Here is a 17,592-nt window from a genome sequence, read left to right as displayed (position 1 = left end):
GCCCTGCCGTCATCCCGAGCGTGTCGAGGGATGACGGCAGGCCGTGCGCGAGCGGGAGGAAGCCTCCAACATCATCGTGATCGTGAAAAGCGCGAGGCTCGGATACAGTGAGGGCCATGCTCAGGCGTCGTGATCTGCTGGCCGCCGGATCGGTGGCATCGCTGTTTGGCCTGGCGGCGCCGCTGCTGGCCCAGACCAAGGCCTCGATGCCGGCGTTGCCGCCGGTGCCGCAGGCCAGGACCTTCGAGCTGGCCAACGGGCTGCAGGTGATCGTGCTGCCCTCGGCCCGCGCCCCGATCGTGAACCAGATGGTCTGGTACAAGGTCGGCAGCGCCGACGAGGCGCCGGGCAAGTCGGGCATCGCGCACTTCCTCGAGCACCTGATGTTCAAGGGCACGCCCAGCGTGCCGGCGGGCGAGTTCTCCAAGATCGTCGCGCGCGTCGGCGGCAGCGACAACGCCTTCACCAGCTACGACTACACCGCCTACTTCCAGACCGTGGCGGCCGATCAGCTCGAGCTGATCATGCGCATGGAAGCCGACCGCATGGCCAACCTGATCGTGGCCGAGCAGGAGCTGCTGCCCGAGCGCGACGTCGTCCTGGAGGAGCGCCGGACCCGCACCGACAGCCAGCCGGCGGCGCTGCTCGACGAGGTCACCCGCGAGGCCCTCTACGGCCGCCAGGGCTACGGCATCCCGGTGATCGGCTTCCCGCAGGAGATCCGCACCCTGGGCGTCGCCGACGCCCAGTCGTTCTACGACCATCACTACGCGCCCAACAACGCCGTGCTGATCATCGCCGGCGACACCAGCGGCGATGCCGTGCGGGCGCTGGCCGAGAAATACTACGGGCCGGTGGCGCGCAAGACCGTGCCGGCGCGCCAGCGCAGCGACGCCATCGGCCAGGGCCTGCCGCGCACCGTGGAGCGGCGCGACCGGCGCGTCGCGCAGCCGGAGTGGTCGCGCGACTACATCGCGCCCAGCTACCGCATGGGCGAGACGCGGCACGCCTATGCGCTGCTGGTGCTGGCCCAGGCGCTGGGTGGTGGCCAGACCGGGCGGCTCTACCGCGCCCTGGTGCTGGACAGCAAGATCGCGCTCGACGCCAGCGTCGGCTATTCGCCCCAGGCGCTGGGGCTGGCCAGCTTCGGCATCGGCATCACGCCGGCCCCGCAGCGCACCATGGCCGAGATGGAAGCGGCCGCCAGGCAGCAGGTCGGCGCGCTGCTGCGCGACGGGCTGGGCGAGGACGAGATCGACGGCGCCAAGCGCCGCCTGCTGGCCGGGGCCATCTATGCCCGCGATTCGCTGTCGAGCGGCCCGCGGATGTACGGCTCGACGCTCACGACCGGCGGCACCATGGCCGATGTCGACGAGTGGCCGGCGCGCATCGTCGCCGTCACGCGCCAGCAGGTGATGGACGCGGCGCATGCCGTGATCGACGACTCGCGCAGCGTCACCTCGCTGCTGCTGCCGGAGAACGGCTGATGCGTTTCTTGTTTTGGGACCGCGCGCATCGGCGCGGCAGCGCCGACAGCCGTTCGCTCTTCGCTTCGCTGCGAGCGAGTGCGGGCGTGGACGCCCGCGGTCCGAAAGGGCGCCGTGCCGTCATCGGCATCATGGCCGCCATCGCGGCTGTGATCTGCAGCGCGCTGCCCGCCTTCGCGATCGACATCAAGACGCTGACCACGCCCGGCGGCATCAAGCTGTGGCTGGTCGAGGACCGCACCGCGCCGGTGATCGCGATGAGCTTCTCCTTCGAGGGCGGCTCGGCGCAGGACCCGGCCGGCAAGGAAGGGCTGGCGCAGCTCACGGCATCGCTGCTCGACCAGGGCGCCGGCACCTACGACGCCGCCGCCTTCAAGCGCCGTCAGGAGGATGTCGCCGCCCGGCTCAGCTTCGGTGTCTCGGTCGATCGCTTCGGCGGCACCGTGCGCATGCTGCGGCAATACCGCGAGGAGTCGGTCGATCTGCTGCGGCTGGCGCTGACCGAGCCGCGCTTCGACGCCGAATCGATCCGCCGCCTGCAGCGCCAGTTCGTGAGCGGCCTGAAGCAGGCCGAGCAGTCGCCGTCGTCGGTGGCCAATCGCACCTTGCTGAAGGCGACGTTCGGCCAGCATGTCTATGGCCGGCCGCCGGACGGCACCGTGGCGGGCATCGAGGCCGTCATGGCCGACGACCTGCGGATGCAGGCCCGGCGCCAGTTCGCGCGCGACCGCCTGCATCTGGCGATCGTCGGCGACATCACCGCCGAGGAGGCCGGCGCCCTGGTCGACCGTGCCTTCGGCACGCTGCCGGCCACGACCGGCTCACCGGACGTGCCGCCCTGGACGCCGGCGCCGGACCGGCCGGGCGGCCGCACCCTGGTGGTCGAGCGCGACGTGCCGCAAAGCGTGGCCCTGATCGCCACGCCGGGCATCAAGCGCGACGATCCCGACTGGTACGCCGCCACCGTCATGAACCACGTGCTGGGCGGCGGCGGCTTCTCGGGCCGCCTGATGAACGAGGTCCGCGAGAAGCGCGGGCTGGCCTACGGCGCCTATAGCCGGCTGTCGACCTACCGCCAGGCCGGCCTGCTGATCGCGTCGGTGGGCACGGCCAACGAGCGCGTGGCTGAATCGGTGAAGATCATCCGCGAGCAGCTGGCGCTGCTGGCCAAGGACGGCATCACCGAGGACGAGCTGGCCAACGCCAAGGCCTATCTCAAGGGCTCGCTGGCGCTGACGCTGGACTCGACCAGCTCGATCGCCGGCCTGCTGCATTCCATGCAGGTCGACGGCCTGCCGCCGGAGCACATGACCCGCCGCAACGAGCTGATCGACCGGGTGACGCTGGACGACGTCAAGCGCATGGCGCAGCGCATCCTGCGCCTGGACGCCTCGGTCACCGTCGTCGTCGGCAAGCCGCAAGGCATCGCTGCCACGGAGTAGAACAGGGATCGCACGGCGGCGCTGGTGACGGCTGGGACCGCGCCGACATCCTGAGCCTGTCGAAGGATCCAGCGGCGCTCATGATCATGATCCGGCGCTACGCGCCGGTGCGCCGCTGGAGCGGCGCGGTCCGGCCCGTCACTTTCTGCATCGCTATCTCACACCGCCGCCCACTCCGCCCGCACATCGGCGTCGGCCTCGGCCGGCAGCCGGCTGGCGCGCTCGCCGGCGAAGGCGGCCGGCGACAGCCGCGCCAGCGCCCACACGGCCGCGCCGCGCACCAGCGGGCTGGCGTCGTCGAGCAGCCGCCGGACCGCCGGCAGCGAGCCTTCGGCATCGCCTGAATTGCCCAGCGCGATCGCGACATTGCGCACGAAGCGGTCGCGGCCGATGCGCTTGACGGCGGTGCCGGCGAACAGCGTGCGGAAGGCGGCGTCGTCGAGCGCCGCGAGATCGGTCAGGCGGGGTGTCGCCAGCCCGGGCCGCGGCGCGAACGCCGCCTCGCGCGCGGCCTGCGCGAACTTGTTCCAGGGGCAGACCGCAAGGCAGTCGTCGCAGCCATAGACGCGGTTGCCCATGGCGGCGCGCAGCTCGTGCGGGATGGGGCCCGGGTGCTCGATCGTCAGGTACGAGATGCAGCGCCGCGCATCGAGCCGCCCCGGCGCCGGAAACGCGGCGGTGGGGCAGATGTCGAGGCAGGCCTGGCAGGTGCCGCAATGGTCGTGCTCGGGCGCATCCGGCGGCAGCGCCAGCGTGGTCAGGATCTCGCCCAGGAACAGCCAGGAGCCGTGCGCGCGCGACACCAGGTTGGTGTGCTTGCCCTGCCAGCCCAGTCCGGCGCGCGCCGCCGCCGGCCGCTCCATCACCGGCGCGGTGTCGACGAACACCTTGAGGTCGCGGCCCCAGCGGTTCCACATCCACAGGCCCAGCGCCTTGAGCCGCGACTTCACCACCAGATGATAGTCGCGGCCCTGGGCGTAGACCGAGATCGCGGCGCGGTCGCGCTGCGCCAGCACCGCCAGCGGGTCGCCTTCCGGCGTGTAGCGCAGCCCGAGCGCGATCAGGGTGCGGGCGCCCGGCCACAGCCGCGCCGGATCGGCGCGCCGGTCGATGTCCTGCGCCAGCCAGTCCATCGTGCCGTGCCAGCCGCTGCGCACGAACGCGACCAGCGCCTCGCGCTGCTCGGGCGGCGCCTGGGCCGGCGTGAAGCCGACGGCATCGAACCCCAGGCGCAGGGCCTCGGCGCGGATCTCCTCGCGGATCGCGTGCGGATCGCTGGGCGCGCGCCGTTTCAGGCCGGGGGCGGGGTGGACGGTCATCGCGCCCAACCTGCGCCTTGGCGCGCGTCGACTCAACCCGTCATGGCGGGCGCCGCGGGAAGCCGCCATCGCTTTTCCCGGACCGCGCCGCCGCGCGGCCACAAGGATTGAAAGGCCGCACGGCCGTGCGGACAAACGCTGGGGCGCAGCGCAGCCTTTGGCCGCAACCAAATGCGGGGAAAGCGCTTCATGGTGAGCCTGTCGAACCATGAAGGCGTCGCACGGACAGTGGTGCGGCGCTTCATGGTTCGACAGGCTCACCATGAAGCACTCCTCCGCCATTTGGTTGCGGCCAACGGCTGCGCTGTGCCTCTGTGGTGAATCTTCATATCTTCGACCCCACCACCCCATGCGTTCGACGCACCGCCAGGTCCCTGCTGCGCTCGGGATCGCGGCCGCCGCTTTCGGCCGCGGCGCGCTTGCTCTATCCTGCTCCCATGACCCGACCCCTCATCGGCGTGACGCTGGACGCCGAGCAGCCTGGCGGCTACTCCAAGTTCCCCTGGTACGCCGCCCGTCAGAACTATTTCGACGCCGTGGTGGCGGCCGGCGGCCTGCCGGTGGCGCTGCCGCATGAGCCCGACCAGGCCGCCGACTACCTCGACACCGTTGTTGGCGTGCTGGTGACCGGCGGTGCGTTCGATGTCGATCCCAGCTATTACGATGGCGGCGCGCGCCACGACACCGTGGTGACCAAGGACCGGCGCACCGCCTTCGAGTTCGCCATCACCCGCGGCGCCATCGGGCGCGACATGCCGGTGCTCGGCATCTGCGGCGGCCAGCAGCTGCTGCATGTCGTGCTGGGCGGCAAGCTGATCCAGCACATCCCCGACGCGGTGCAAGCGGCGCTGGCGCACGAGCAGCCCAATCCGCGCGACGAGGCCGGTCACGAGGTCGCGGTGAAGCGCGGCACCTTGCTGCATCGCCTGGTCGGCGTCGACCGCCTGCCGGTCAACAGCGCCCATCACCAGGCGGCGCTCGACGAGCCGGCCGGCGTCGTGGTCAACGCCGTGGCCGATGACGGCGTGATCGAAGGCATCGAGGCCACCGGCCGCCGCTTCTGCCTGGGTGTGCAGTGGCACCCGGAATTCCACATCAGCGCCGGCGACAGGCAGATCTTCGCCGCCTTCGTTGCCGCCTGCCGCCGGTGATCCCTGGGAGCGCGCCACGCCAGCTGTAGGCAACGCCGCCATACGTCGTATGCTGCAGCCCTCATTGCGGAGGGAACGACCATGCATTTCGGCGGCGCCGTGTTCTTCACCGAGTATTCCATGCCGGCCCAGGACCTGGCGCGGGCGCTGGAGGAGCGCGGCTTCGAGTCGGTATGGGCGGCCGAGCATTCGCACATCCCCGCGTCGCGCAAGACGCCTTTTCCCGGCGGCGGCGACCTGCCCAAGCCTTACTATGACGGCATGGATCCGTTCGTGGCGCTGACGGCGGCGGCGTGCGCGACCACGACGCTCAAGATCGGCACCGCCGTCTGCCTGGTGCAGCAGCGCGACGCCATCCAGACCGCCAAGCTGGTGGCGTCGATCGACCAGGTGAGCGGCGGCCGGTTCCTGTTCGGCATCGGCGGCGGCTGGAACCAGGACGAGATGGAGAACCACGGCACGGTGTACGCGACGCGCTTCAAGCGCATGCGCGAGAGCATCGAGGCGATGAAGGAGATCTGGACCAGGCCGAAGGCCGAGTACCACGGCGAGATGATCCGCTTCGATCCGATCTACGCCTGGCCCAAGCCGGTGCAGAAGCCGTATCCGCCGATCCTGGTCGGCGGCGGCTTCCCGCACGGCGCGCGCCGCGCGATCCGCTACGGCGACGGCTGGATCCCGGTGTCGGTGCTGGGCGATGTCGGCGACCTGCTGCCGCAGTTCCAGGCCATGGCGCGCGACGCCGGCCGCGATCCCGCATCGCTTGAGATCACGATGATGGGCCCGGCGCGGGATGTCGACAAGCTCAAGCGCTTCGCCGACCTGGGCGTGCGCCGCGTCGTGGCCATGCTGCCCTCCGACGGCCGCGACAAGACGCTGGCCTCGGTCGACCGCTGGGCGGAGATCATGCGGCAGGTCAACGCCTAGCACCGACTCTGCAAGGTGCATCGCGACCGTCATCCCGAGCGCAGCGAGGGATCTCCCGCGAATGGCGCACCGTGCGTCTCTCGCAGGAGATCCCTCGCTTGCGCTCGGGATGACGGATGCGTGTCAGCGACCAGCGATTCCTGGTATTAGGGCGGCGCTGCTGTCGGTCCGCGATGGAAGTACCATCACCTCGATCAACACAGGGCAGGTACATGGCCACGCTGACAATCACCGGCAAGGGGCAGGTCACCCTGCGCAGGGATCACCTGGAGCACCTTGGGGGTTCGACCTGGCGCAAAGATCATGGTGCGCAAGCTTCCCGGTGGCCGGATCGAGGTGAAGGCGGCAGCATCGACCGGCAAGATTTCGGATGTCTTCGATCTTCTGAAGAAGCGAGGCGAAGCACCCTTGTCGATCGATGAAATGAACAAGATCGCAATGGAAGGTTGGGCCGGCAGGAGGTGAGGATCGCTGCCTGTACCAGCAAGGCTTGTTCAGGCTATCACGCGGGCCGGGCCGTTCGCCTGCCGTCATAGGGATGTGACGACTGCCGGGTCCGCGAGCGTGTACTGGAGAAACAGCGATGTCCCTTGCAGGCAAGATCGCGCTGGTCGCGGGCGCGACCCGCGGCGCCGGGCGCGGGATCGCCGTCGAGCTGGGGCGGCCGGCGCGACCGTCTACGTGACCGGGCGCACCACGCACGGCCAGCCGTCGGAATACGCGCGGCCGGAAACCATCGAGCAGACCGCGGCGCTGGTCTCGGCGGCGGGCGGCACGGGCATCGCCGTCCAGGTCGACCATCTCGTCGCCGACCAGGTCAAGGCGCTGGTTGACCGCATCCGGGCCGAGCAGGGGTGCCTGGACGTGCTCGTCAACAACATCTGGGGCGGCGAGACGCTGAAGGAGTGGAACAAGCCCGTCTGGGACCATGACCTGCAGAACGGGCTGCGCCTGCTCACGCTGGCCGTGAACACGCACCTGATCACGGCGCATCACGCATTGCCGCGGATGATCGAGCGCCCGGGCGGCCTGCTCGTGGAGGTGACCGACGGCACCGTCGCGTACAACGCCACGCATTACCGCATCAATCCGTTCTATGACCTCGCGAAGGTGTCGGTGGCGCGCATAGCCTGGGCCCACGCCCAGGATCTGGCGCCGCACGGCGCCACCGCCGTCTGCATCACGCCGGGCTGGCTGCGATCGGAAATGATGCTGGAGGCGTTCGGGGTCGGCGAGGCGAATTGGCGCGATGCGACGGCGCGCATGCCGCATTTCGCGATCTCCGAGACCCCGCGCTTCGTCGGCCGTGCCGTTGCGGCGCTGGCCGCCGATCCCGATCGCGCGCGCTGGAACGGGCAGTCGCTGTCCAGCGGCGGCCTGGCGAAGGTCTACGGCTTCACCGATCTCGACGGCTCGCGTCCCGATGCCTGGCGCTATGTCGAGGAAGTGCAGGATGCCGGCAAGCCGGCCGACACGACCGGCTATCGCTAGAGGCTCGGCCGGGCCGATGGAAACGACAAGCATCGCCCGCCCATCGCGCGCCACGACGGGCATCGCCCTGATGACCGTCGCGATGCTGGCCATTCCGGCCGTGGACGGCCTGGCGAAGTTCCTCAGCGCCAACTACTCGCCGCTGTTCATCAGCTGGGCGCGCTACGTCGTGGCCAGCCTGATCGTGCTGCCGTTCGCGATGGCGCGCCACGGCGCGCGCGTGCTGCCGCCCGAGCGCCGCGGCGCCCATGCCTTGCGCACGGTGTTCCTCGTCATCGCCATGACGCTCTATTTCCTGGCCGTGGCCCGCATCCCGCTGGCGACGGCGGCCAGCGCCTATTTCGTGGGCCCGATCATCGCCGTCGTGCTGTCGGCCGCCGTGCTCAAGGAGCAGCTCACCGCCCGCAAGATCCTGAGCCTCGGGCTGGGTTTCGCGGGGGCGCTCGTGATCCTGCGGCCGGGCGGGGCGATCGAGCCGGGATTGCTCCTGGCGTTCGGTGCCGGCCTGGCCTTCGCGTTCTACATGATCGCCACGCGGCGGGCGGCGCAGGACAGCGACCCGGTGCAGACGCTGGTGTTCCAGTGCACGGTGGGCGCCTTGCTGCTCACGCCGCAGGCCATCGCGTCATGGTCGACGCCGGTGCCGGCCGACCTCGTCTTCTTTGTCGGCCTGGGCGTGATCTCGGCGGCAAGCCACATCCTGTCGATCACGGCGTTTCGGCTGGCCGATGCCTCGACGCTGGCGCCCTTGGTCTATCTCGAGCTCGTCGGCGCCGCCGCCATCGGCTACCTCGCCTTCCGGGAGGTGCCTGGCCCGGCGACCTTGATCGGCGCCGTGCTGATCATGGCGGCGGGGCTGATCCTCATCCAGCGCCGCTCACGCGGCCCGGCCTGAAGATCACGCGGTCACGCCGCCTTGCGCTGCGTGACCGCGAGCGTCAGGCGCGAAACGATTTCGCGTGCGGGGGCAGGCGCCGCTCCGCTGCGCTCCGTGCTGGGGATGTCGGTCAGCTTGCCCGTGACGACCACGAAAGGAACGTTGCGCGCGACCAGGGCTTCGGCGACGGGCGTTGCGCGTTTGCCGCGGATGTCGAGATCGAGCGCGACAGCGTCTGGCGGCGTGACGGAAAGCTCCAGCAATGCCCCTTCGATGGTGCGGACCAGCTTGATGCCGCGGCAGCCTTCGTCGCTCAGCACGCGCATGAGCTCCAGGCCGGCAGCAAAATCACTCTCTACGATCAGGACACGACATTCGCTAAGCGGCTTCATGACACGGGCTCTGTTCAAGCCTCAACCCTCGGCGATCCAACGACGGTGCGGATTCTTCTGGTGACCCGGCACGGAACGCTGCGCCTACGATCACCATATGGGCCTGCATTACGGCGGACTTGAGGCGCGAACACGCGCCTTGACCGCGCGGGGGCATTCGTCACGTCGCCAGCCGGGCCTTGAGGCGAGGTGACGCGAAATCGAGGAAGGCCCGCAGCTTGATGGGCAGGAACCGGCCCGCGCGATAGACCAGGCTGACGGGCAGGGCGGCCGGCCGGTATTCGTCCAGCACGGTGCTGAGTGTTCCGGTTTCGATCGACCGCACGACGTGATACGAGAACGCCCGCGCGAGGCCGATTCCGGCACGGGCGGCGTCGCACGCAGCCTCGGCGCTCGAGACGACAAGCCGCGGTTGGACCGTGATTGCGATGTCAGTCTGCTGGTGTGCGAATGCCCATAGGTCCGGCGACCGGAAGCCCTCGTAGATGATGCAGTCATGCCCGGCGATGTCGTCAGGCGTGCGTGGCGTTCCGCGCGCGGCGAGGTAGGCGGGGCTGGCGCATACCACGGGATGGGTGGCGCCGACGCGCAGCGCGATCAGCCGGCTGTCGGGCAGCTCGCCGATGCGCAGCGCCACATCGACATGCTCCTCGGACAGGCTGAGGATCCGGTCGCCGAGGACAAGGCGCACGTTGATGTCGGGATAGGACCGCAGGAACTCGGCCAGGATCGGCATGAGATGAACGCGCCCGAGGCCGACCGGCGCGGTTACGACCAGCTCCCCGGTGGGCGTCGTGTATTCGCCCGAGGCGGCGCGCTCGGCCTCCGAGAGATCGGCGAGGATTCGCTTCAGCGCGGCGACGTATGTCGAGCCCGCGTCAGTGAGCACCAGCTTCCGCGTCGAGCGGTCGAACAGCTTGGTGCGCAGATGCGTTTCGAGCTCCGCGATCTGGCGGCTGGCTGTTGCGATTGGCGTGTTGAGCCGCCGGGCCGCGGCGGAAAGGCTGCCGAGTTCGGCGACGGCCAGCACAATCGACATGGCTTCCAGGCGATCCATTGAGCATCCTTTCCACTATCTGAAAAGGTGAGTTCCATTTTTGCCCCGTAGTGGCGATTTCTGGAAGGCCTTATGTCCCGCGGCGATCGGTGGGCATCACCATCGGCTTCTCCGCAAAGGGACGACCCATGAGCAGCGAGCAGAAAGTCGCCATCATCACTGGCGCATCACAAGGAATAGGCGCGGCGCTCGTCAAAGCCTACCGCGATCGGGATTATCGGGTGGTTGCGGTGGCGCGGTCGATCGGGCCGTCGCAAGACCCGGGTGTTGTCGCGGTCGCGGGTGACGTCGCCGACCGGGAAACGGCTGACAGGGTGATCGCCGAGGCTGTGCGCCGCTTCGGCCGCATCGATTCGCTTGTCAACAACGCCGGCATTTTCATCGCCAAGCCGTTCACGGACTACACCGAGGCCGACTACGCTGCCGTCCTGGGGGTCAACCTCACTGGCTTCTTCCGCATCACGCAGCGCGCCATCGCCGAGATGGAGAAGCGTGGCGGCGGCCATGTCGTGCAGATCACCACGAGCCTGGTCGATCATGCGAACTCCGCTGTGCCGTCCGTGCTTGCGTCGCTGACCAAGGGCGGTCTCAGTGCCGCAACCAGGTCGCTCGCCATCGAATACGCCAGGCGCGGCATCCGCGTGAACGCGGTTTCGCCCGGCATCATCAAGTCGCCGATGCATCCGGTCGAGACTCATGCGGCGCTGGGCGCCCTCCATCCGGTCGGGCACATGGGCGAGATGTCCGACATCGTCGACGCGGTGATGTATCTCGAGCAGGCGCCCTTCGTGACCGGCGAGATCCTGCACGTCGACGGCGGCCAGAGCGCCGGCCACTGACCCCGCCCGCACTTGAGCAAGGAGCAATGTCCATGACTGCCATCGATGTGAAAGGCACCGCGCTGGTCACGGGTGCTTCCAGCGGTATCGGCGCGATCTATGCCGACCGCCTGGCCAGGCGCGGCTATGACCTGATCCTGGTCGCTCGTAACAGGAGCCGCCTCGATACCCTGGCCCGTCGACTCGGCGCCGAGACCGGCCGGTCGATCAAGACGCTTGCCGCCGATCTCGGCGACAAGGCGGACCTGGCCAGGATCGAGGCGCTGCTGCGCGACGACGCCGGCATCACGCTGCTGGTAAATAATGCCGGCGTTGGCGCTACGGCGCTGCTGCTGGACGCCGATGTCGAGAAGATGTCGGAAATGATCGACCTCAATGTCAGCGCGCTCACGCGCCTCACCTATGCCGCCGCGCCGGGCCTCGTCGCGCGCGGTGGCGGCACGATCATCAACATCGCGTCGATCGTGGCGATCTCGCCGGAAACGCTCAACGGCGTCTACGGCGGCACCAAGGCCTTCGTCCTGGCGTTCAGCCAGTCGCTGCAGCACGAGCTTGCGGACAAGAACGTGCGTATTCAGGTGGTGCTGCCGGGAGCGACGGCGACGGCGTTCTGGGACATCGCCGGCCTGCCGGTGCACCAGCTCCCCACCGCGATCGTGATGTCGGCGGAGGATATGGTCGATGCCGCCCTTGTCGGCCTCGACCGGGGCGAGGTCGTGACCATCCCGGCACTGCCCGACAAGGCCGAGTGGGATCGTTACGAAACGGCGCGCCGCGCGATGTCCGGCAATCTCTCGCACGCGGTTCCGGCCAGCCGGTACGGCATCGAGCAGGTGGACCGTCCGGAGCGCAGCCGCAGCGCGTCCCGGTGAGCCGCGGAGTCCTCCGCCCGGGCTAGACGCGACCGGCCGCGCCGACCAGGGGGAGGCGGTCGATGCTCAAGACCGCCTCCCCTCGCGAATGGGCTCGGCACCACTTTCGGTGCTGGTCACGTGATGGTCTATGTGGACTGGGTCGCCGACGATGGCTCGTGCCAATCCGTATCGACAAATGTTGCGGCCTCGGCGCTGCGACACTATATCGACAATTGTTGATACATGAGGCGTGAGCAATGAAGGTGATCGTCAAGAAGTGGGGCAACAGTGCCTCGGTGCGAATCCCGGCAGCCGTCATGGCTGCGGCGAGGCTGGCTATCGACGACACGGTGGACGTGCGCGAGGTCGGTGGTCGCATCGTGATTGAGCCTGTGCGCGGAGACGATCTGGCAACGCTCGTCGATGGCATCACGCCGGAAAACCTGCATGGCGAAGTGAGCTTCGGGCGCGCCGTCGGCAAGGAGCCCTTCTAGTGCCGCGACGGTATGTTCCCGATGCGGGAGATATTGTTTGGCTGCATTTCGATCCGCAGGCGGGCCATGAACAGGCGGGGCATCGCCTGGCTGTCGTGTTGAGCCCCAGCCTGTACAACGGTCGCACGGGCCTCATGCTGTGCTGCCCGATGACAACGCAGATCAAGGGCTACCCTTTCGAGGTTGTCATCTCCGGCCGCAGGCCGAGCGCGGTTCTCGCTGACCAGGTGAAGAGCTTGGATTGGACAATGCGCAAAGCGTCGTTCAAAGGCCGCGTCTCGCCGGCCGAGCTCTCCGAAGTGCGCAGGAAGGCTCTCGTCCTCATCGGCAAGCCTTGAGGGTGCAAGCTGGAGAAGGCGCTGCTGGACAAGCCGTGGCAGAGCGTGCGCCACGGCGTCGACGTCAAGCTCTTGCCGCAGGATCAGGAACTTTACGTGCTGGCCCGCAGCCGCATGCGCGTGCACGAGGAGCGCGCCATGCGGCGGCGCCAGCTGAAGCGGCTGTGGGGGCGCCTCCAGCAGATGGCGACGATGGAGCTGACGCGCGAGGCCTTGCTCATGAAGCTCGGCGCGGCGCGCGCCGAGGCGCCGGCGGCCTGGCGCCTCCTCGACATCGAGGTGGCCGAGCACGGCGCCGCCTTCAGCTTCACCCTCAATCGTGCCAAGCTCCGCAAAGTCCGCCAGCGCGAAGGCCGATACCTGCTGCGCAGCAATCTGGGCGGCCATGACCCCGCCGAGCTGTGGCAGTTCTACATCCAGCTCGTCGAGGTCGAGGCCGCCTTCAAGAACCTCAAGGATGATCTGCAGCTGCGGCCCATCTTCCACCAGGTCGAGAGCCGCATCGAGGCGCATATCTTCGTCGCCTTCATGGCCTGCAGTTGCCGCCCCAGCCACCGCCCGGGATCACCGCAGACGGCCGCCTCAACCCCGCACCGCACCGCGCATGTAGTGAAGACCTTTCAGCGACGCCCTTTGATTATATTGCCCTTTCTCCTCCTGCGCCGTCCCAGTTGGGAAAGTTGGGCTGGAGCTGCTTCGACTTCCTTCAATGGTGGTAGCCTGATAATACTCTCCCGTCAGCTCAACCAGTGGCACGCCATGATCTCGGGAAAGCGCTCGTTGCCGGCCATCTGCGCGGTCATGCTCATGTCGGCGAGCCTTCAGGCTTCGCCGGCGGCCGAAGCCTGCACCCGCTTTGTCTACCTTGGCGCCAATGAGGTGATCACTGCGCGGTCTATGGACTGGAAGAGCGATGTCGGGACCAACCTCTGGGTTTTCCCGCGCGGCATGAAGCGCTCCGGCGAGGCAGGGCCGAATTCGATTCATTGGACATCAAAGTATGGCAGTGTCATCGCATCGGGCTATGACATTTCAACCACCGACGGCATGAACGAGGCAGGGCTCGTCGCCAACGTGCTGTGGCTGGTTGAATCCTCCTACCCGAAATATGACGGCAAGATGCCTGGCTTGTCGCTCGCAGCCTGGGCACAATATGTCCTCGACAATTTTGCGACCGTCCGGCAGGCGGTCGATGCGCTGGCGAAGGAGCCCTTCATCGTCGTCACCGACAGTGTGCCGGGTGAGGAGCGCCTTGCAACCCTGCATCTGTCGCTATCGGATGCCAGTGGCGACAGCGCTATCATCGAGTACATCGACGGCAGGCAGGTCATTCACCACGGTCGTGACTATCAGGTGATGACCAACTCGCCGATCTTCGAGAAGCAGCTGGCGCTGAACGAATACTGGAAGCAGATCGGCGGCACCGTCATGCTGCCCGGCACGAACCGAGCCTCCGACCGGTTCGCGCGCGCATCGTTCTATGTGAATGCCATCCCGAAAGGCGAGAACCCGGCCGAAGCGATCGCGAGCGTCTTCAGTGTGATCCGGAATGTTTCCGTTCCCTACGGCATCACCACGCCGGATCAGCCCAACATATCCTCGACGCGCTGGCGCAGCGTGTCTGACCAGAAGCGCAAGCTCTATTTCTTCGAGTCGGCGCTCACGCCGAACATCTTCTGGGTCGATCTGACGAAGCTGGATTTCTCGGAAGGCGCCGGCAAGGTGATGAAGCTCGATCTGGGTCCCAACCAGACGCACATCTACTCCGGCATGGCCAACGATCAGTTCAAGGAAAGTGCGCCTTTCAAGTTCCTTGGACTTTGAGGACGGCACCCTCATTCCCCATGAGATCGCCTGCAGGTGTTCCGTTCGGACCTCCCCCGGCCGTAAGGCGATCGCATATGGAACAGGAGGGCCATATGCGACCGTTCTGCCGCTCTGCCCTCCCGGGGAAGGATCAAGGCACTCATTCGGAGCGTAGCGAGGGAGAGATCATTCATCGCTTCGATTTTCCACGCGGTCGCACCTCACGCCGCCTTGGCCAGCTCGGCGACACGCTCCCAGGTGGTGGCCTGCAGGGAGGGCCGCTCGGCCATCCGCGCCAGCCATGCCGACAGGTTGCGATGGTGCGCCCCCAGTGCCGCCCACTCGGGTGTCATGGTGAGGAAGTCGATCTGCGGCGCCACCAGCAGATCGGCCAGCGACGGCGCAGTGCCGGCGAAGTAGGGGCTATCGCCCAGCAGCCGCGCCAGCTCGTCGATCACGACATGCGCCTTGGGCAGCACGTCGGCGATGGCAGCTTCGTCGGCCGGTTGCCCCATCAGGCGCGGCCGGATGATGCGCTGGAAGCCGATGATGTTGCCGACACCGTTGAAAAGATACCAGTCGCTGACATTCATCACCTGGTCCATGCGCGCCGCGGCGCGGGGATCGGCCGGCGTCAGCGACGGCGTCGGCAGAACGCGGTCGAGATAGCGCAGGATGGCCTGGGTCTCGTAGAGCATGAAGCCGTCATGCTCGAGCACCGGTATGCGGCCGAACGGGTGGCGGGCCAGGTGCGCCGGCGTGCGCAAGGTGCCGACCGCCACGGGCGCGAGACGCCAGGCGGCATGTTTTTCTTCCAGTGTGACAAGCACGCTGCGGCCGAAGGGGCTGCCCGCGGCGCTGTGAACGACGAACCCGGACATCGCAGTCTCCTCTCTGTCAGGCCATTGCATCGGCGAGGTGGGCGAACGCGGCAAGCCGCGTCGGCCAGCCGCCGCCCAGCCGCTGGGCGTGGGCTGCCGCATCAGCGCCGAAGCGCTCCAGGTGGCGGTGCTCCAAGGTCACCAGCGTGCCGCCGTCGGCCGGGGCAAAGGTCAGCTCCACCTCCGTCACGAGGCTGGGGTCGTAGCGCCATGCGGTGCTGATCTGCCAGGCGAGCAGCAGGCGCGAGGGCGGCTCCCACGCCAGCACATGCCCCCACTGTGTCTCGTTGCCTTCGGCGTCGCGCTCGAACCAGCGCCCGCCCGGCCGCGGCTCGATGATCACGTCGGCATGCGGCGCCTTGCCGATCGTGCCGCCCTTGGGCCACCACTGCGCCATGCGGGTGGCGAACAGGTCGAAGGCGCGGGCAGGGGCGACCTTCACCTGCACCGTGCGGATGATCGGGGCGATGCTCACGCGGCAGTCTCCTCGTCGGCTTGCGCGTCGGCGAAATCCTTGAAGGCGTCGAGCGCGGTGGTCCAATGCGCCTCCAGCCAGTCGCGCATGGCGCCGATGCCGCGCGGGTCCAGGCGATAGATGCGGCGCGTGCCCTGGGGCGACTCGCGCACCAGCCCGGCTTGCTTCAGCACGCGCAGATGCTGCGATACCGCCGGCCGGCTCACCGGCAAGCCCAGCGCCAGCTCGCCTACGGCCGAGGGCCGGGCCGCGACACGCTCGAAGATCGCGCGTCGGGTCGGGTCACCCAGGGCGGCAAAACCGTCCAGCGCGCTCGTATTGTAAGTCATGGCTTACCGTAAGGTATTGCTTACAATACGTCAAGGGCCAGGTCGCCTCGCTTGACGATCCGGGTAAATTGAAGGGCAGCCTTTTAATTTACGGGGATCGTGGGGGCTGGGCGTTGCATGCGAATTTTATTGTACTCTGAACAAGAATGATATAAGGTTATTGATACATTTGCGTTCCCGCCGCCGGGGGCTCAACGGGCGTCTTTCGTGGGCCCCGCCGCAAGGGGCAAGACTGCCGCAGGTGTCGCGGCCGGAGCGCCGGTTGCCGCCGCAGGCAACACTCTCACACAGCGCGAGGTGCGTCATGGAAGCGCGTATCGCTCAAGCGTCTGCCGATGGTCTGCGCCGGAGGAAGCCTCGACACTTTCAACAGCGTTTCTGACTTTTCGCGAAAAACCGCGCATTGAGGGCAACCGTATGAAAAACCGAGAGAAACGACTTCTTGGTATTTTTGGCGACCATGGCGCTACGGATTGTCGACAATCGCGCGGCGCAGGTGGTGCGGGACGTCGTCTATGGATTTCCCCGGGCCGCAATCCGCTCTAGAAGCCTGCGCATGACTCCGTCACCCCATCCCCCTGACGCCGGCGACGGCGTGCCCGCCGACAAGGGCGAGCGTATTGCCAAGCGGCTGGCGCGCGCCGGCCTGTGCTCGCGCCGCGATGCCGAACGCTGGATCGCGGAAGGCCGTGTCGTCGTCGACGGCCAGCGCATCGACACGCCCGCGACCCTGGTCACGGCCGCCAGCGACATCCGCGTCGACGGCAATCCCGTGGCGGCGCCGCAGCGGGCGCGGCTGTGGCTCTACCACAAGCCCGTCGGGCTGGTGGTGACGGCGCATGATCCCGAAGGGCGGCCGACCGTGTTCGACGCGCTGCCCAGGGACATGCCGCGGGTGGTCTCGGTGGGACGGCTGGACCTCAATTCCGAAGGGCTGCTGCTGCTCACCAACGACGGCGCCCTGGCACGCCGGCTGGAGCTGCCCTCCAGTGGCTGGACGCGGCGCTACCGCGTGCGCGCTCATGGCCAGATCGAGCAGGCGGCGCTCGATCGTCTGCGCGACGGCGTGGTGATCGACGGCATCGCCTATGGCGGCATCGAGGCGCATATCGACCGCCAGCAGCGCAGCAATCTGTGGCTGAACGTGGCCTTGAAGGAAGGCCGCAACCGCGAGGTGCGGCGCGTGATGGCGCATCTCGGGCTGGGCGTGAACCGCCTGATCAGGGTCGCCTTCGGCCCCTTCACCCTGAACGACCTGCCGGCGGGTGCGGTCATCGAGGCAAGCCCACGCCTGGTGTCGCAAGTGTCGGGCGACGCCGATGTCGATGCCAGCGGCCGCAAGCCCGGCTGGGCACGGCCCAAGCCGCGCGACGAGCGCCGGCGGCCGGGCCGCCAGCAGGCGCGGCACAAGGCCGGCAGCGCCGGGGCGCGCG

17 protein-coding genes and 3 pseudogenes are annotated in these 17,592 nt (G+C 68.1%); 14 read left to right on the top strand and 6 right to left on the bottom strand.

All coding sequences use genetic code 11. The features are described 5' to 3' along the window. Positions 1-116: 116 nt before the first annotated feature. Positions 117-1,487 carry a M16 family metallopeptidase gene (locus FHP25_RS38565; RefSeq protein WP_147852327.1) on the top strand — a complete coding sequence of 457 codons (1,371 nt, stop codon included), beginning with the start codon at positions 117-119 and terminating at the stop codon, positions 1,485-1,487. An 86-nt stretch (positions 1,488-1,573) separates the two neighbouring features. Further along, a complete protein-coding gene (locus tag FHP25_RS38560; protein WP_178134106.1) occupies positions 1,574-2,929 on the top strand; it encodes a M16 family metallopeptidase in 1,356 nt (451 codons plus the stop codon). A 158-nt stretch (positions 2,930-3,087) separates the two neighbouring features. Here FHP25_RS38560 and queG read toward each other — a convergent pair whose 3' ends face one another. Continuing rightward, on the bottom strand, positions 3,088-4,248 hold the full coding sequence (gene queG / locus FHP25_RS38555; protein ID WP_147852325.1) for a tRNA epoxyqueuosine(34) reductase QueG: 1,161 nt from the start codon (positions 4,246-4,248) through the stop codon (positions 3,088-3,090). A gap of 437 nt (positions 4,249-4,685) precedes the next feature. Between queG and FHP25_RS38550 the strand changes: the two genes are divergently transcribed. From FHP25_RS38550 to FHP25_RS38530, 5 genes and pseudogenes are all read left to right on the top strand, one after another. Continuing rightward, the gene (locus FHP25_RS38550) at positions 4,686-5,399 is read left to right on the top strand and encodes a gamma-glutamyl-gamma-aminobutyrate hydrolase family protein (RefSeq protein ID WP_147852324.1); all 714 of its coding nucleotides are present in this window, start codon (positions 4,686-4,688) and stop codon (positions 5,397-5,399) included. 81 nt (positions 5,400-5,480) lie between these two features. Then, complete coding sequence (locus FHP25_RS38545) at positions 5,481-6,326, top strand: LLM class F420-dependent oxidoreductase (protein WP_147852323.1); 846 nt, start codon at positions 5,481-5,483, stop codon at positions 6,324-6,326. A 212-nt stretch (positions 6,327-6,538) separates the two neighbouring features. Continuing rightward, positions 6,539-6,791, top strand: a pseudogene (locus FHP25_RS38540) (AbrB/MazE/SpoVT family DNA-binding domain-containing protein). Between the two features lie 118 nt (positions 6,792-6,909). After that, a pseudogene (locus tag FHP25_RS38535) lies at positions 6,910-7,817 on the top strand (SDR family oxidoreductase). A 16-nt stretch (positions 7,818-7,833) separates the two neighbouring features. Continuing rightward, complete coding sequence (locus FHP25_RS38530) at positions 7,834-8,712, top strand: DMT family transporter (RefSeq protein ID WP_178134105.1); 879 nt, start codon at positions 7,834-7,836, stop codon at positions 8,710-8,712. Positions 8,713-8,723: 11 nt separating this feature from the next. On the opposite strand, the gene FHP25_RS38525 is transcribed toward FHP25_RS38530, so the two are convergent. After that, positions 8,724-9,086: a response regulator gene (locus FHP25_RS38525; protein WP_147852321.1), complete on the bottom strand. Its 363-nt coding sequence runs from the start codon at positions 9,084-9,086 to the stop codon at positions 8,724-8,726. Positions 9,087-9,246: 160 nt separating this feature from the next. Beyond that, complete coding sequence (locus tag FHP25_RS38520) at positions 9,247-10,143, bottom strand: LysR substrate-binding domain-containing protein (RefSeq protein WP_147852320.1); 897 nt, start codon at positions 10,141-10,143, stop codon at positions 9,247-9,249. Between the two features lie 128 nt (positions 10,144-10,271). On the opposite strand from FHP25_RS38520, the gene FHP25_RS38515 reads away from it, so the two are divergent. The 6 genes and pseudogenes from FHP25_RS38515 (at position 10,272) to FHP25_RS38495 (ending at position 14,492) form a co-directional block, all read left to right on the top strand. Next, positions 10,272-10,982 (top strand): SDR family NAD(P)-dependent oxidoreductase, encoded by a 711-nt coding sequence (locus tag FHP25_RS38515; RefSeq protein ID WP_147852319.1) that lies wholly within the window; start codon positions 10,272-10,274, stop codon positions 10,980-10,982. A gap of 32 nt (positions 10,983-11,014) precedes the next feature. Next, a complete protein-coding gene (locus FHP25_RS38510; protein WP_147852318.1) occupies positions 11,015-11,854 on the top strand; it encodes an SDR family NAD(P)-dependent oxidoreductase in 840 nt (279 codons plus the stop codon). A gap of 239 nt (positions 11,855-12,093) precedes the next feature. Next, complete coding sequence (locus tag FHP25_RS38505; RefSeq protein ID WP_147852317.1) at positions 12,094-12,330, top strand: AbrB/MazE/SpoVT family DNA-binding domain-containing protein; 237 nt, start codon at positions 12,094-12,096, stop codon at positions 12,328-12,330. Next, positions 12,330-12,668, top strand: coding sequence for an endoribonuclease MazF (mazF, locus tag FHP25_RS38500; protein WP_147852316.1), 339 nt, complete (start codon positions 12,330-12,332; stop codon positions 12,666-12,668). Before FHP25_RS38505 ends, mazF begins: the two co-directional genes overlap by 1 nt. Before the next feature lie 6 nt (positions 12,669-12,674). After that, a pseudogene (locus tag FHP25_RS42865) lies at positions 12,675-13,202 on the top strand (IS1634 family transposase); the annotation flags it as partial. Between the two features lie 267 nt (positions 13,203-13,469). After that, positions 13,470-14,492 (top strand): linear amide C-N hydrolase, encoded by a 1,023-nt coding sequence (locus tag FHP25_RS38495; protein ID WP_218578951.1) that lies wholly within the window; start codon positions 13,470-13,472, stop codon positions 14,490-14,492. 203 nt (positions 14,493-14,695) lie between these two features. Here the strand turns inward: FHP25_RS38495 and FHP25_RS38490 are convergent, their stop codons facing one another. Genes FHP25_RS38490 through FHP25_RS38480 form a run of 3 tightly spaced genes read right to left on the bottom strand, consistent with a single transcriptional unit; the run spans position 14,696 to position 16,159 of the window. Beyond that, positions 14,696-15,355, bottom strand: coding sequence for a glutathione S-transferase family protein (locus tag FHP25_RS38490; RefSeq protein WP_147852315.1), 660 nt, complete (start codon positions 15,353-15,355; stop codon positions 14,696-14,698). Between the two features lie 16 nt (positions 15,356-15,371). Then, on the bottom strand, positions 15,372-15,830 hold the full coding sequence (locus tag FHP25_RS38485) for an SRPBCC family protein (RefSeq protein ID WP_218578948.1): 459 nt from the start codon (positions 15,828-15,830) through the stop codon (positions 15,372-15,374). Beyond that, entirely contained in the window at positions 15,827-16,159 is a 333-nt protein-coding gene (locus FHP25_RS38480) for an ArsR/SmtB family transcription factor (RefSeq protein ID WP_147852314.1), read from the bottom strand. The genes FHP25_RS38485 and FHP25_RS38480 overlap by 4 nt, the downstream gene beginning before the upstream one ends. Positions 16,160-16,715: 556 nt before the next feature. Here FHP25_RS38480 and FHP25_RS38475 point away from each other — a divergent pair. Beyond that, positions 16,716-17,592: pseudouridine synthase (locus FHP25_RS38475; protein ID WP_218578947.1), on the top strand; the 877-nt coding region annotated here is incomplete at its 3' end.

This window comes from Vineibacter terrae (assembly GCF_008039615.1).
Lineage (GTDB): Bacteria > Pseudomonadota > Alphaproteobacteria > Reyranellales > Reyranellaceae > Vineibacter > Vineibacter terrae.
The sequence above is the reverse complement of the archived record's forward strand: the minus strand, read 5'-3'. Positions and strand labels throughout refer to the sequence as shown.